The sequence below is a fragment of the Serratia sp. YWN4 genome, from assembly GCF_055790845.1.
In genome coordinates, this window is the sequence record NZ_CM147696.1 from 1,521,996 (window position 1) to 1,537,614 (window position 15,619).

At 51.3% G+C, this 15,619-nt stretch carries 10 protein-coding genes and 1 pseudogene; 4 read left to right on the plus strand and 7 right to left on the minus strand.

Features of this window, described 5'->3' with window-relative positions:
- Nucleotides 1–8: 8 nt before the first annotated feature.
- Nucleotides 9–809 (minus strand): glucosamine-6-phosphate deaminase, encoded by an 801-nt coding sequence (nagB, locus tag ACX9GT_RS07150; protein ID WP_473191528.1) that lies wholly within the window; start codon nt 807–809, stop codon nt 9–11.
- A 380-nt stretch (nt 810–1,189) separates the two neighbouring features.
- Between nagB and nagE the strand changes: the two genes are divergently transcribed.
- From nagE to ACX9GT_RS07170, 4 genes are all read left to right on the plus strand, one after another.
- Nucleotides 1,190–3,226, plus strand: a complete 2,037-nt coding sequence (gene nagE / locus ACX9GT_RS07155; protein ID WP_473190446.1) for an N-acetylglucosamine-specific PTS transporter subunit IIBC — start codon at nt 1,190–1,192, stop codon at nt 3,224–3,226.
- 189 nt (nt 3,227–3,415) lie between these two features.
- On the plus strand, nt 3,416–5,080 hold the full coding sequence (gene glnS / locus ACX9GT_RS07160; protein ID WP_473190447.1) for a glutamine--tRNA ligase: 1,665 nt from the start codon (nt 3,416–3,418) through the stop codon (nt 5,078–5,080).
- A 581-nt stretch (nt 5,081–5,661) separates the two neighbouring features.
- Nucleotides 5,662–7,050: a chitoporin ChiP gene (gene chiP / locus ACX9GT_RS07165; protein WP_473190448.1), complete on the plus strand. Its 1,389-nt coding sequence runs from the start codon at nt 5,662–5,664 to the stop codon at nt 7,048–7,050.
- A gap of 142 nt (nt 7,051–7,192) precedes the next feature.
- The gene (locus tag ACX9GT_RS07170; protein ID WP_473190449.1) at nt 7,193–9,856 is read left to right on the plus strand and encodes a family 20 glycosylhydrolase; all 2,664 of its coding nucleotides are present in this window, start codon (nt 7,193–7,195) and stop codon (nt 9,854–9,856) included.
- A 192-nt stretch (nt 9,857–10,048) separates the two neighbouring features.
- Here ACX9GT_RS07170 and fur read toward each other — a convergent pair whose 3' ends face one another.
- From fur to ACX9GT_RS07200, 6 genes and pseudogenes are all read right to left on the minus strand, one after another.
- A complete protein-coding gene (fur, locus tag ACX9GT_RS07175; protein ID WP_459399444.1) occupies nt 10,049–10,495 on the minus strand; it encodes a ferric iron uptake transcriptional regulator in 447 nt (148 codons plus the stop codon).
- Between the two features lie 329 nt (nt 10,496–10,824).
- Entirely contained in the window at nt 10,825–11,364 is a 540-nt protein-coding gene (fldA, locus tag ACX9GT_RS07180) for a flavodoxin FldA (RefSeq protein WP_473190450.1), read from the minus strand.
- Nucleotides 11,365–11,626: 262 nt separating this feature from the next.
- The gene (gene ybfE, locus ACX9GT_RS07185) at nt 11,627–11,914 is read right to left on the minus strand and encodes a LexA regulated protein (protein WP_473190451.1); all 288 of its coding nucleotides are present in this window, start codon (nt 11,912–11,914) and stop codon (nt 11,627–11,629) included.
- Between the two features lie 297 nt (nt 11,915–12,211).
- Nucleotides 12,212–12,973 (minus strand): esterase, encoded by a 762-nt coding sequence (ybfF, locus tag ACX9GT_RS07190; protein WP_473190452.1) that lies wholly within the window; start codon nt 12,971–12,973, stop codon nt 12,212–12,214.
- A 112-nt stretch (nt 12,974–13,085) separates the two neighbouring features.
- Nucleotides 13,086–14,863, minus strand: a pseudogene (locus tag ACX9GT_RS07195) (hybrid sensor histidine kinase/response regulator).
- Nucleotides 14,863–15,495, minus strand: coding sequence for a LuxR C-terminal-related transcriptional regulator (locus ACX9GT_RS07200; protein ID WP_473190453.1), 633 nt, complete (start codon nt 15,493–15,495; stop codon nt 14,863–14,865). The pseudogene ACX9GT_RS07195 and the gene ACX9GT_RS07200 overlap by 1 nt, the downstream one beginning before the upstream one ends.
- Between the last annotated feature and the right edge of the window lie 124 nt (nt 15,496–15,619).

Here is a 15,619-nt window from a genome sequence, read left to right on the forward strand (position 1 = left end):
TGCAAAAATTAAAGACTATTAACGCTTTCCGCTTCTAATTCACGGAAGTATTTAACGGTTTTCACCTTGAGCTCCATGGTAGAAGGCTCATCGCAGACCACAACGGATTTTGCGTGCAGTTGCAGGCAACTGATGGTCCACATGTGGTTGACACAGCCTTCAACGGCGGCTTCCAGGGCTTGTGCCTTGCCACGGCCGATCACCAGGATCATCACTTCTTCCGCATCCAGCAACGTGCCGACGCCTACGGTCAGGGCGTATTTCGGTACCTGGCTGACGTTGCCGTCAAAGAAGCGGGAGTTGGCGATGCGGGTTTCTTCCGTCAGCGTTTTGATGCGAGTACGTGAAGACAGGGAAGAGGCTGGCTCATTGAACGCAATGTGCCCGTCAACGCCCACGCCGCCCATGAACAGGTGAACTTTACCGTAGGATTTGATCTTGGCTTCGTACTGGCGGCACTCTTCGTCCACGTCTGGCGCATTGCCGTTCAGCAGATTGATATTTTCACTTGGGATATCAACGTGATTAAAGAAGTTGCTGTACATAAAGGTATGATAGCTTTCAGGGTGTTCCTGCGGCAAGCCAACATATTCATCCATGTTGAAGGTGACCACGTGTTTAAAGCTGACTTCCCCTGCTTTGTGCATGGCAATCAGATGCTTGTAGGCTTCAAGCGGGGTGCCGCCGGTCGGCAGACCGAGTACAAACGGGCGATCGGCCGTTGGTTGGAACGCGTTAATACGCTGGACGATATGGCGTGCAGCCCATTTGCCGACTTGTGCAGTATCTTTCAGTGGGATAAGTCTCATCATACACCTCTTGGTAAAATAAACTGTGGCTATACTGTGATGGGGTCAGAGTTGGAGTCTTAAGCGTAACCCAGCTTTGCGAAGCTCGCGTTAAACGTCCGCGCCCTTTGATTTTTTGAATGATAAAATAAGTTTTGTGCGATGGCTAGCAATGTGGCAGCTTAAGACTGCTTTTTGGTGATGTAAATCACAAAAAAGGAGGTTTTAATTTGCGATACGAAATAATTTTTTTACACTCCGCATTAAGAGAATGTATCCCACCATTAATCCGGTTGAGATACGGTCTGTTAGGTACCACGCGTTGTTTATTTCTAAAAAGGTAGTGAGTTTTCTCAATAAACTACTAATAGGGTCCGTCCGCGGACGAATAGGGGGAAAAGGTGAACATTCTTAGTTATTTGCAAAAGGTAGGTCGGGCCTTGATGGTTCCGGTCGCCACATTGCCTGCCGCTGCCATTTTGATGGGCGTCGGGTACTGGATTGACCCTGTTAGTTGGGGCGGTGATAACGCTCTGGCAGCATTGTTTATCAAATCTGGCGCAGCCATCATCGACAATATGGCGGTGCTGTTTGCCGTCGGTGTAGCTTATGGTATGTCGAAAGACAAAGACGGTGCCGCTGCGCTGACCGGTTTTGTCGGTTTTCTGGTATTAACCACCCTATGTTCACCGGGTGCCGTGGCGATGATCCAGAAAATCCCCGTTGATCAGGTGCCTGCTGCGTTCGGTAAAATTCAGAACCAGTTCGTCGGTATTCTGGTAGGGATCATCTCAGCCGAAGTTTACAACCGTTTCAGCAGCGTTGAACTGCCGAAGGCGCTGTCGTTCTTCAGCGGCCGTCGCCTGGTGCCAATCCTGATCTCGTTCCTGATGATCCTGGTTGCTTTCATTATGATGTACGTCTGGCCGGTGGTCTTCAGCGGCTTGGTGAACTTCGGTGAGCACATTCAGAAGCTGGGTTCCGTTGGCGCGGGTATCTACGCGTTCTTCAACCGTCTGTTAATCCCGGTGGGTCTGCACCATGCGCTGAACTCCGTATTCTGGTTTGACGTTGCCGGTATTAACGATATTCCTAACTTCCTGGGTGGCCAGCAGTCAATCGAATCCGGTAAAGCCGTTGTCGGTATTACTGGTCGTTATCAGGCAGGCTTCTTCCCAATCATGATGTTCGGCTTGCCGGGTGCGGCATTGGCGATTTATCACTGTGCCCGTCCTGAGAACAAAGCCAAAGTGCTGGGTATCATGCTGGCAGGGGCTTTTGCGGCCTTCTTTACCGGTATCACCGAACCGCTGGAATTCTCCTTCATGTTCGTGGCTCCGGTGCTGTATGTGATCCACGCTGTGCTGACCGGTATCTCCGTGTTCATCGCCGCTAGTATGCAGTGGATTGCGGGCTTCGGTTTCAGTGCCGGTCTGGTGGATATGTTCCTGTCAACGCGTAACCCGCTGGCAACCCACTGGTATATGCTGATCCCACAAGGTTTGATGTTCTTCGCTATCTACTACGTGATATTCCGTTTCACTATTAACAAATTTAACCTGATGACCCCAGGCCGTGAACTGGCCGTTGCCGGTGACGAAACCGATGGTTATGACGTGAATGTGAATAGTGATGCAGGTAAAGACGAAAACGAAACCACAACCTTGGCTCGTCGCTATGTTGGGGCGATCGGGGGTTCTGAAAACCTGACGGGTATCGATGCCTGTATCACTCGTCTGCGCCTGAACGTGAAAGACTCTGCATTGGTTAACGATGCCGTTGCCAAACGCCTGGGTGCTTCCGGTGTGATTCGTCTGAACAAGCAAAGTGTGCAGGTTATCGTTGGCACCCGTGCCGAACTGATTGCCAGCGCTATGCGCAATATCGTGGCCGCAGGCCCGGTAGCCGCCACTACGGCACCTGCCGCTGTTGCAGCAGCAGAAGTGAAGCCGCAGGCGGTGCCTAACGTGCAGAAAGCCTCTTTCCAGGTGTTGGTAGCGCCGGTAACCGGTGAGGTTGTGGCGCTGGACCAGGTGCCTGACGAAGCTTTTGCCAGCAAAGCGGTGGGTGACGGTGTGGCAATTCGCCCAACCGACAAAATCGTGGTAGCGCCAGCCGATGGCACCGTGGTGAAGATTTTCAACACCAACCATGCTTTCTGTCTGGAAACCGATAAAGGCGCGGAAATTGTGGTGCACATGGGTATCGACACCGTGGCGCTGAATGGCCAGGGCTTTAAACGCCTGGTGGAAGAAGGCGCAGAGGTGAAAGCAGGTCAGCCGATTCTGGAAATGGATCTGGAATACCTGAATGCCAATGCGCGCTCAATGATCAGCCCAGTGGTGGTCAGTAATGCGGATGATTACGCAGGCCTGACGGCGCTGGCAACCGGTCATGTGATTGCTGGCCAGACCAAACTGTTCGAGATTCAAAAGTAAGCCTGTTTCCCCCGAGTTATTTCGGGCGTTAAACAAGTCATAACCTTGGCGGGAAAAGAGCGATCTTTTCCCGCCTTTTTGTTTTTGTACGGCGCAGCCTATTTTCGTGAAACTAACGGTTGTTTCCAGACGTGGCTTGTTGGAACATAGGTGGTTATGTGTAGCGCTTTGCATTCGAGGAATAATGACATGAGTGAGGCAGAAGCCCGCCCAACTAATTTTATCCGTCAGATCATTGATGAAGATCTGGCGTCAGGCAAGCATTCGTCGGTACAGACCCGCTTCCCGCCGGAGCCGAACGGCTATTTGCATATCGGCCATGCGAAATCCATCTGCCTGAATTTTGGCATTGCGCAGGATTACCAAGGCAAGTGTAACCTGCGTTTCGATGACACCAACCCGGTAAAAGAAGACATCGAATTTGTTGATTCCATCAAACACGATGTGGAGTGGTTGGGGTTCAAGTGGAGCGGCAACGTTCGCTATTCTTCCGATTATTTTGATCAACTGCACCAGTATGCGGTTGAGCTGATCGGTAAAGGCTTGGCCTATGTCGACGAACTGACGCCTGAGCAGATCCGCGAGTATCGCGGCACCCTGACTGCACCGGGGAAGGACAGCCCTTACCGCAACCGCTCGGTGGAAGAGAACCTGGCGTTGTTCGAAAAGATGCGCAACGGCGAGTTTGCCGAAGGCAGCGTGTGCCTGCGTGCCAAAATCGACATGGCATCACCGTTCATCGTCATGCGCGATCCGGTGATCTACCGCATCAAGTTTGCCGAGCACCATCAGACCGGCAATAAATGGTGCATCTACCCGATGTATGATTTCACCCATTGCATTTCCGATGCGCTGGAAGGGATCACCCATTCGCTGTGTACGCTGGAGTTTCAGGACAACCGCCGCCTATATGACTGGGTGCTGGATAACATCACTATTGCGTGCCATCCACGCCAGTATGAGTTTTCACGCCTCAATCTTGAGTACGCCATCATGTCAAAGCGCAAGCTGAGCCTGCTGGTGACCGAGAATGTGGTGGAAGGTTGGGACGACCCGCGTATGCCGACCGTTTCCGGCCTGCGTCGCCGTGGCTACACTGCTGCGTCTATCCGCGAGTTCTGCCAGCGCATCGGTGTGACCAAACAGGACAACAACGTTGAGATGATGGCGTTGGAGTCCTGCATTCGTGACGATCTCAATGAGAATGCCCCACGTGCCATGGCCGTGCTGGATCCGGTAAAAGTGATCATTGAGAACATGACGGATGATGTGCAGATGGTTACCATGCCTCACCATCCGAACAAGCCAGAAATGGGCAGCCGCGAAGTCCCCTTCAGCCGTGAAGTGTATATCGATCGTGCCGACTTCCGTGAAGAAGCCAACAAACAGTACAAGCGCCTGGTATTGGGTAAAGAAGTTCGCCTGCGTAATGCCTATGTGATTAAGGCCGAGCGCGTAGAGAAAGATGCCGCGGGTGAAATCACCACCATCTTCTGTACTTACGATCCTGAGACATTGAGCAAAGATCCTGCCGATGGCCGTAAGGTGAAAGGTGTGATCCACTGGGTGTCTGCGGCACACGCGCTGCCAGCGGAAATCCGTCTGTACGATCGCTTGTTCAGTGTCGCTAACCCGGCAGCGGCAGAGGATTTCTTGGCTACCATCAACCCGGAATCGTTGGTGATTAAGCACGGCTTTGTTGAACCAAGCCTGGCGGCGGCACAGCCAGAGAAAGCCTATCAGTTTGAGCGTGAAGGCTATTTCTGTGCCGATAGTCGCTACTCTTCTGCGGAGCATCTGGTGTTTAACCGCACCGTTGGCCTGCGGGATACCTGGGCTAAAATGGGCGAATAAACGCTGATTTTGTCACTGTTTTAAAGCGCAACTTAGGTTGCGCTTTTTTATTGCTTGAAATAACTCGTTTTTCCTCTGTGGCACTCCCCTTTTTTCACCGATAACGTGGCGTTATCTCTGCTCTTTCGCTGTGAAATCCCCTGATGTTGATATTTTGCACTGCGGGTATAACTCTCTTCTATATATTCGCGATGCAAATTAATATCATTTGTAGAGCGCTCTCATTTTTTTCATAAGTATTTGTTTTTATCAGGCTGAAATCTTTCTTTTCTTAGGGTATTTACCTGGATATCAGTATTTATTCTGATTTTATTGAATTTTTTATTCAAAAAAAGATATTGCTCATTCGTGTAACAAAATCTCATCGATATGTGCTCTTTGTCATACTTTGACAATTCTCTCTCATTTTTCATTTGATAATTCGCGTCGCGAAAAATAGTCTAGCGCTAGCAATAAAGCTGAGCGGAGTTTTCTCCTATCAGCAGAACTTTTACCCGATCGGGTTTTTATTAGCGGCCGTTCAGGGCAGTGGTGAACACTGGCGGGCGCACTTTTAAAGTCAAGTCAAAGAGGAATTTTCTATGGGTACGCACGGTGCTCAGCGTAAAACGCTGGTACTCGCCATCGCGGGTGCATTGTTAGGAACAGGGTTTGTTATGGCGCCTGAAGCGCAAGCGGCAGGGTTTATCGATGATTCGACGATGACCGGTGGGGTTTATTACTGGCAACGTCAACGCGATCGCAAAGACGTTGAGAGCGGTGAGTTCAAAACCAACCTTTCCCACTCAACGTGGAACGCCAACCTCGATTTCTCGTCTGGTTATGCGGCCGACATGTTTGGTGTCGATGTGGCGGCATTTACCGCCATCGAAATGGCAGAGTCGAGTGAAAGTGGCCACCCTAACGAAATCGCCTTCTCCAGCCGTAATCGTACCTATGATGAAGATTACTCCGGCGATAAAAGCGGTATCAGCCTGTACAAAGCCGCCGGTAAATTCAAATATGGCCCGATGTGGGCTCGTGCGGGTTATATCCAGCCAAGCGGCCAGACGCTGCTGGCTCCACACTGGAGCTTTATGCCAGGCACCTATCAAGGGGCTGAGGCTGGTGCCAACTTTGACTACGGTGACTCCGGAGCTCTGAGCTTCTCCTACATGTGGACCGACAAGTATAAAGCGCCTTGGCATCTCGAGATGGATGATTTCCGTCAGAATGACCGCACCACCCGCGTTTCCTACCTGCATTCACTGGGCGCCAAGTACGATTTCAAAAACGATCTGGTGCTGGAAGCTGCTTTCGGTCAGGCACAGGGGTATGTGAATCAGTATTTCACCAAAGCCTCTTACAAATTTGATGTTGCGGGCAATCCACTGACCACCAGCTATCAGTTCTACGGCGCTGAAGACCGCGTCAGTGACAGCCGTGACCCTAACAGCATTTATGATGGTCTGGCTTGGTTGCAGGCGCTGACCTTCGGCTATACCACCGGTCAGTTCAACTGGCGCCTGGAAGGCACCATGGTCAAGGCTGAGGGTAACCAGGGCTTCTTCCTGCAACGTATGACCCCGACTTATGCCTCTTCCAACGGCCGTCTTGATATCTGGTGGGATAACCGTTCCGACTTTAACGCCAACGGCGAAAAAGCGGTTTACGGCGGCGTGATGTATGACCTGAGCAAGTGGGATATTCCTGGCATGTCGGTCGGTGCCTCTTATGTTTATGCCTGGGACGCGAAGCCAAGCACTAACCCGATTTACGATCAGAGCCAGCGCCTGAGAGAGAGCGCTTATAGCCTGGATGCGGCCTATACCTTGCAGGATGGCCGTGCCAAAGGCACGCTGTTCAAACTGCACTTCACGCAATACGACAACCATTCCGATCTGCCTAGCTGGAGCGGTGGTTACGGCAACATTTTCCAAGATGAGAGAGACGTTAAATTCATCGTTATTGCCCCATTCACTATCTTCTAATGTTTTCCCCGGTGGCCATGCCGCCGGGAAATCACGCTTTAAAAGCGAATCTTGCCGCCACCTGTTCTAAAGCAAAGGCACGCAGCGAAAAATCGGGCAAGAGATTCGCGATAACAACAACGGATTACCGAAGAGGTTGAAGATGAACAAGTTCAAGATGAGTGCTCTTGCAGCCCTGACCGCCACCGTCGGGCTATTTGGCAGCGTGGGTTCAGCCATGGCTAACCAGCAGGTTGTTGATCAACTCAGCCAGCTGAAAGTGAATCTTAAGATGCTGGATAACCGTGCAGCTGATAATGGTGTTGATTGCGCCAAGCTGGGTGCCGATTGGGCATCTTGTAATAAGGTGTTGATCACTCTGGCCAACGATGGCCAGGAAATCAAAGATAAAGACTGGGCAATTTATTTCCACAGTCCGCGTCAGACGCTGAAAGTGGATAACGAACAGTTCAAGATTACCCATATCACTGGCGATCTGTACAAGCTGGAACCTACCGACAAATTCACCAGCTTCCCGGCCAAGCAGGCCGTTGAAATCCCGATTATTGCCGAATACTGGCAGGTGTTCCACAGTGATTTCTTGCCGCGCTGGTATGCCACTTCAGGTGATGCCAAGCCTAAGATCCTGGCGAATACCGATACCGAAGATGTGAACCAGTTTGTTACCCCGTTCACCGGTGACCAGTGGAAGCGTACCAAGGATGACCATAACATTCTGATGGTGCCAGAAAGCCGCTTCACCAAGAATCAGGATCTGAAAGTGCTGCCAGCGGCAGCATTGCGTGGCCAGATTATGCCAACGCCGATGGAAGTTAAGGTTCATCAGCATGATGTGGATCTGAGCAAAGGTGTTGCCTTGGATCTAAGCGCGTTGACCAAACCAGCGGCAGATGCGGCAGCCAAGCGTTTTGAACTGCTGGGCGTGGCAAACCATGCTGGTGGTTATCCAATCAAAACCGATATTCAACCGGGCGCATTTAAAGGCGATCTGGCGGTTCCAGGCGCTTACCAACTGAAGATTGGTGAGAAAGGGGCTGCGATCACCGGCTTCGATCAGGCCGGGGTGTTCTATGGCCTGCAATCCATTCTGTCGCTGATCCCGTCTGACGGCAGCAAGAAGATTGCCACGCTGGATGCCAAAGATGCACCGCGTTTCCAATACCGCGGCATCTTCCTGGATGTGGCGCGTAACTTCCACCATAAAGATGCGGTGCTGCGTCTGTTGGATCAGATGGCGGCCTATAAGCTGAATAAATTCCACTTCCACCTGACGGATGATGAAGGCTGGCGTATTGAGATCCCAGGCCTGCCGGAACTGACCGAGGTGGGTGGCCAGCGTTGCCATGACCTGAGCGAAACCACCTGTCTGCTGCCGCAATACGGTTCAGGCCCAGAGCCGCACGGTGGTTTCTTCTCCCGTCAGGACTATATCGACATCGTTAAATATGCTCAGGCACGCCAGATTGAAGTGATCCCAGAGATTGACATGCCTGCGCATGCCCGCGCTGCGATCGTTTCCATGGAAGCGCGCTACAAGAAACTGCTGGCTGAAGGTAAAGAGAAAGAGGCGAATGAGTTCCGCCTGGTGGATCCGACCGATACGTCCAATACCACCTCGGTGCAGTATTTTAACCGTCAGAGCTACCTGAACCCGTGCCTGGATTCATCCAAAAACTTTGTTGATAAAGTGATTGGTGAAGTCGCCCAGATGCACAAAGAAGCCGGTCAACCACTGCAAACCTGGCATTTTGGTGGGGATGAAGCGAAGAACATCCGCTTGGGTGCCGGTTATACCGATGTGAAGAAGCCGGAAGCGGGCAAGGGCATTCTTGATCTGAGCAAAGAAGACAAGCCATGGGCCAAGTCTGAGGTTTGTCAGGCGATCATCAAAGACGGCAAAGTGGAAGATATGGAACACTTGCCGAGCTACTTCGGGCTTGAAGTCAGCCAACTGGTGAAAGCGCACGGCATTGACAGCATGCAGGCGTGGCAGGATGGCCTGAAAGATGCCAAAGACTCGAAAGCCTTCGCGACTAAGAATGTTACGGTGAACTTCTGGGATACCCTGTTCTGGGGCGGCTTCGACTCAGCCAACGACTGGGCGAACAAGGGCTATCAGGTGGTGATCTCCAACCCGGATTACGTCTATATGGACTTCCCCTATGAAGTGACCCCGGAAGAGCATGGTTACTACTGGGGCACCCGTTTCAGCGATGAGCAGAAGATCTTCAGCTTCGCACCAAACAACCTGCCGCAAAACGCTGAAACCTCGGTTGACCGCGATGGCAACCATTTCACCGCCAAGAGTGACAAATCATGGCCGGGTGCTTATGGCCTCTCAGCTCAGCTGTGGAGTGAAGTTGTGCGTACCGACCAGCAAATGGAATACATGATTTATCCACGTGCTCTGTCTGTTGCGGAACGTGCCTGGCACCGTGCGAGCTGGGAGCAGGATTATCAAGCCGGTCGTGAATACAAAGGTGGCGAAACCCATCATGTCGATACCAAGACGCTGGAAAAGGACTGGCTGCACTTTGCCAACCTGATCGGGCAACGTGAGTTGGCCAAGCTGGATAAAGGTGGCGTGAGCTACCGTCTGCCAGTGCCGGGAGCACGCGTTGTTGATGGCAAGCTGGAGGCTAATATCTCCTTGCCTGGTTTGGCTATTGAATATTCTACCGATGGCGGCAAACAGTGGCAGCGCTATGACGATCGTGCTCGCCCGGCCGTTGCGGGTGATGTTCAAATCCGTGCGGTCAGCCCGGATGGCAAACGTTTCAGCCGTGCCGAGCCGGTAAAAGCCTAAGCCAAAACTCAGCCCATCTGCGTGTCGGCGGATGGGCTGTAGGTGTAGTCCGTGTCAGAAAGAAGTGCTGCAAGAGAGTGCAATATTTGGAATTATCATTTTCCCCGGCCTGTCCGGGGATTTTTTTGTCTGTAAATCGCAGGCACAAAAAAACCGCCATTAAGGCGGTTTCTCGATTCTGGCAGGCCAGAGTTATCGCTTGTCATGCAGCGTATCGTTTTCGCGGCAATCACCTACTTCACAATGGCCGTACAGGTACAGGCTGTGATTGGTGAGCTTAATACCGTGCTGTTTGGCGATATCACGCTGACGCACTTCGATAGGTTCGTCGCTGAACTCGATCACTTTGCCACAGTCCAGGCAAATCAGGTGATCGTGATGATGCTGCTGGGTCAGTTCGAACACGGATTTACCGCCTTCGAAATTGTGACGAGTCACAATGCCCGCATCATCAAATTGATTCAGTACGCGATAAACCGTTGCCAAGCCGATTTCCTCACCCATATCTATCAGTTTTTTGTACAGATCTTCCGCACTGACGTGATGGCATGCCGGATCCTGCAAGACTTCCAGAATTTTGAGTCGCGGAAGCGTGACTTTTAAGCCGGCCTTCTTCAATGCGTTATTGTTGTCAGTCATGCGGATTCAGTCCTGTTACTGTGCTAATCAAGTTGGGGCGTTTTCGCCTATGGCATTGGTCGGCACAAAAAGAATTAATTGCGTCTCATTATAGAACCGCTTGCTCTAAATAGAAACCGTCGGTTGTTAACAAAGGTATATCTGCACTATTGCATAAGGGTATATGCAACGTCTTGATGGATGGGATAAACCGATGCCGCAGTTTACCCTGATAGTGCGGGAAGTTACAGACTTGTAGCTTCTATTACTCTAATCCGTGATACCGATAGCAGCCCTGTAGCCGACACTATGCGCTTTGCAGGGCTTTTGTACAATATCTGGAGGGGGGCTTAGCCGACGATGTCGGCCAGGCTCAGCTCTTCGCTGATTTGTTTAACCCAGGCATCTACGCGTTCGTTGGTCAGTTCAGGCTGACGATCTTCGTCGATAGCCAAGCCGACGAAGTGATGGTCGTCTGCCAAGCCTTTAGAGGCTTCGAAGTGGTAGCTTTTGGTTGGCCAGTGGCCGATGATCGCAGCACCACGCGGTTCGATGATGTCACGGATGGTACCCATCGCATCGCAGAAATATTCTGCATAGTCTTCTTGGTCACCACAACCAAACAGCGCCACCAGCTTGCCGTTGAAGTCAATATCTTCCAGCGTTGGGAAGAAGTCATCCCAGTCACACTGGGCTTCACCGTAATACCAGGTGGGGATGCCGAGCAGCAGGATGTCGAAAGCTTCCAGATCTTCTTTACTGCTTTTGGCAATGTCGTGAATTTCAGCCACGTCTTTGCCATATTTTTGCTGAAGATTTTTCTGGATCATCTTGGCAATGTTTTCGGTATTGCCAGTATCGCTGCCAAAGAAAATGCCTACATGAGCCATATTGCAGATAACCTTTTTAATTCAGTGGATATACCTTTGGTGTTCGTGGGTTGCTTACCTGCAACGTCGAGCCTTTGGGTATCGTCTTACGTAAGATCAAGGCAAGAGTTCAACGTGGTGACTCTCTCTTACCGGTAAATAACCATCATGCCAGAAATGTGCTCTGGGGTTTTATCGCATTTATGCGATGCGGGGGGATCAGTACCAGCGGTGTTGATCCGGCGTCATCCTTAACGCCGCGCCGCGCGTGCGGCTGAAGAGATCATGATTCTGGCTGTTCTTCCGCCAGTTTTGCCAGCAGCATTTGCTCAATCAATTCGCTGCGACTGATATCGCGCTGATCCGCCAGTTTGTTCAGAGCATCCACGGCGTCTGCGTTGATTTTCAGCTCCACACGCCGTAATCCACGCACTTTGTCACGCCGTAGCTGATTACGCTTATTGATTCTAAGCTGTTCATCACGGGAAAGCGGGTTGGTTTTCGGTCGCCCCGGACGGCGTTCATCTGCGAACAGATCCAGCGTCGTGCGATCCGTTTGTTCTTTTGCCATTGTTGCGGACTACTGCAAGGGAGTTTGCATCAGAAAGCGTTTTCACACTTCCAGACGGTTCAGTTAACACCATTCGGGCCAATAAACCCTAAGCCAAATTTACCTCCAGCCAAGTGCTTGTTTGCACGTTGAACTGGGCGGCAAAATTATATCCCCGCAGGACCCAAGCTATAGCAGCTTGAAAGACGTCGGAAATAGCGCGCCATATTACCCCAGCAGATAGAGCAACGACAATGCTTAACTTAGCCAAAAACGCGCTAACTCGTTCTCTTTAGCACGTTTTTTCACCACTTTGTTTCAGGCTTCATCAAGGAAGCGGCGGATGGCCCGTAACACAGCGTCCGGTTTTTCCGCATGAACCCAATGGCCGGTACCTGCGACGGCGTAAGCTCGGGCCTGCGGGAATTGGCGGGCAATGTCTTCGCGGTACTCATCCTGCACATAAGGCGAAAGCCCACCGCGGATAAATAGCGTTGGATGTGGCCAAGAGGGGACATTTTGCCAGCCGATCATGCTCGCGTATTGTGCGATCAATACCGGCAGGTTGAAGCGCCAGGTTCCGGCATGAAAAGACTTTAACAAGAACTGGATCACGCCTTCTTCATCCAGATATTCGCGCATCAGCTGTGCCGCCGGTTGCCGTTGGCTAATACCGGCATCGGTGACCGCTTGCAGAGCAGCAAAAATCTTGTCGTGGCGGCGGGTGTTATAAGCCACCGGGGCGATATCGATCACAATCAGCCGTTCAACCCGCTCAGGGGCTATCGCCGTGAGCGCCATGGCGGCTTTACCACCCATGGAGTGGCCGATGACGATGACCTTATCCAACTGCAAATCATCCAGCAACGTCAGCAGATCCTGCGCCATCGCCGGATAGGTCATCTCATCAGCACGCGGCGAAAGCCCATGATTGCGCAGATCGACCTTGATCACCGTATGCTGTTGATTCAGGTCGCGTGCCAGTATGCCAAGGTTATCCAGGTTGCCGAACATGCCGTGGAGCAGCACTATCGGTAATGTGGGAGCCTCGGCAGCCAAGAGTTGATAATGTAATTTCATGGTGAAGTTTACGATTTAAAGACATTGGGTCAGGGTATCATGCTTAGGTAGGTATTTATAAGTTAGATAGATGTTATCAATACCTTTCTGGCAGCACATTGTTGATGCCAAGCTACTCAGAAGAAAGCCACTGTGAAAGCAGAGCATGAAGCTGCGAAGGCTCTAATGGCTTAGATAACACCAGGTAACCCTCTCTTTCCGCTTGTTGCAAGATCTCCGAATTAAATTCGCCGCTGACCATCGCGCCACTGGCCTGTGGTAAACGTTGGAGTAACTCCTGCAAAATATCGAAACCACTCTCACCTGAACGCAAGCGCTGATCGCACAAGATCGCCTGCGGAGAAAAGCCGCTCTCAAGCACGGCAAAAGCTTCGTTGGCAGAAGCGACGCAGCGAACCGTCACTCCCCAAGCCTGCATCAGGCTCTCCCAGGCAGAGGTAACCAAGGGATCGTCGTCAACGACCAAGCAGGTTCCGGAAAGCGTTCTATGCGGTGCGGATAAGGATTTTTGCTGTGCGGTTAATGGCGCTATGGCTGCCATTGTGTCGCTGGCTGGCAGAAGCATCCAAAAACGTGAACCTTTCCCTTCTATCGAGCTCATTCCGCACTGTACTTTCATCAGTTTCGCGCATCTTGCTACTACCGCCAGGCCCAGTCCATGCCCGGCACTGTCTATACGCCAGGCAAGCTCCGGGCGATAGAAGGGAGAGAAAATCTGGCTTTTTTCAGCATCAGCAACGCCAATTCCGGTATCCCAGACTTCGATCAACCACTCTTTGCCACGCGGGCGAACAGAGATCAGCACCCCACCTTGTGGGGTGTATCGTAGTGCGTTGTGCGTCAGGTTGATTAACGACTGTTTGAGCAACGAGAGATCGCCTAAAGCAACGCAGCGTTGCCGAGGGAATCTCGAGCGTAGCGTTAAGCCCCTATTATTCGCCTCTTCACGAAACAGAGTGATGATCGAGTCGATTAATGGCACTAACTCCACGTTTGTCTGCGGGACATTGATGGCATTGTTTTCTATTATTGTCAGGTCCAACAGTGAGTTAAACATTAAATGTAACGAACGCACACTCTCTTGCAGATCATGGAGCTGCGGGTTCAACCGGGGATCGCGATTCTTGTGCACGATCGCTTCAATCAAAAATCCCATTGCGTGAATCGGTTGGCGGAGATCGTGGCTGGCGGTGGTGAGAAACAGGTTTTTATCATGTAATGCCTGTTCCGCCTCCTCTTTCGCCACACGGAATTTCTCAGCCAATAAGATGCTGTCTTCTTCCAGTCTGACCTGTTGCAGGAAGAAGGCGTGTGAGGTTAAAGCATGACGATAAATAGCAACGGCATACAGTAGATTAAGCAAGAAAATGATTGGCCAGACTTCACCCGATCGCCACGGGATCAGGACCAACAACATTCCCCAACAGCTGATAAAAAACCGCTGGAATGCACCCAATAGCGGGGTCAGATGTGTCGCGTTGGCGGCGATGATAGCGGCAATACTGATATTGAGCAGCAGAGTGAAATCAAAGGATTGGCTCATGGCTGTCACGATCATCAACGAAGACAGGCCGATACCGTGCAGCAAGGCTACCCGATTCACCAAGGTAACCACTGGGCCAGCATGATGGTGTCAGCCGTTGTACTCAGTTTCTGGTGATAGCGGTAGTGCCAAATCCTGACGAGCACGGCGGCAATAAGATAGAGAACAATCCAACAGATAACGGGCGTCAGCGGCAGTTGCAGCTTATAGAGCCAAATGGCAAACACCATACCGACAAAAGGCACAGCATTGATGCTAAAAACCAATCGCGCTAACACATTGTTCAACAAACGGAGCTGCGAGTGCGGCTTGATGCCGTGCGGAGATTTATCACTGAGGGTTTTCATCATAGCGTGAAGCGTCTTCCCTGAAGTAACGTGATAGCCTCGACTCGGTTATTGACGCCAAGCTTACTGAGAATACCGGTAATATGCTCTTTGATCGTGGGTTCAGACACTGCCAGCGTCATGGCAATGCGTTTATTTGAGAATCCCCGTAGCATCATCGCCAGCACTTCCGCCTGACGCTTGGTCAGCCCGAATTCCTGATAATTAACCGTTGGTGAGGATAAAGACGGTAATTCCGAGGCTTCCGGAAACCAGAGTTGCCCGTTTTGCAGTGCCGTAACGGCTTGATTGAAGATCTGTGGGGAGTCGTGTTTATGAACAAAACCGTGCGCACCCATCTCACGAGCCTTGTGTTGAACATTGTTATTCTCATCCCCGCTGATCACCAATAGACGAATATTGGGATTTTCCTGTGGCAGTTTCTTAATTAACTGAAGGGCAGTGCCATCAGGTAACCAGAAATCTAAGACCAGTAATTGGGGAGGGCCTTTTTCTTCTATCAGGCCATCGCACTCTTGGCGGCTGGCGGCGACATACACCTGCTGGTAACCACAATGTGTGCTTAAGAACGCGGCAATTCCCCCAGCCACCAACGGGTGATCGTCAACGACTAAAGCGTAAGGTTTACTCACGTCACTCTCCCTTTGTCACCCATGTAACGTCCGCGTTGACTTTTGCGTGCCATGATCTACGTTTATCTGATGCCAACTGGAGTGCAGGCTGGCACGCATGTAACTTGAGGTAAGCGAGTATACG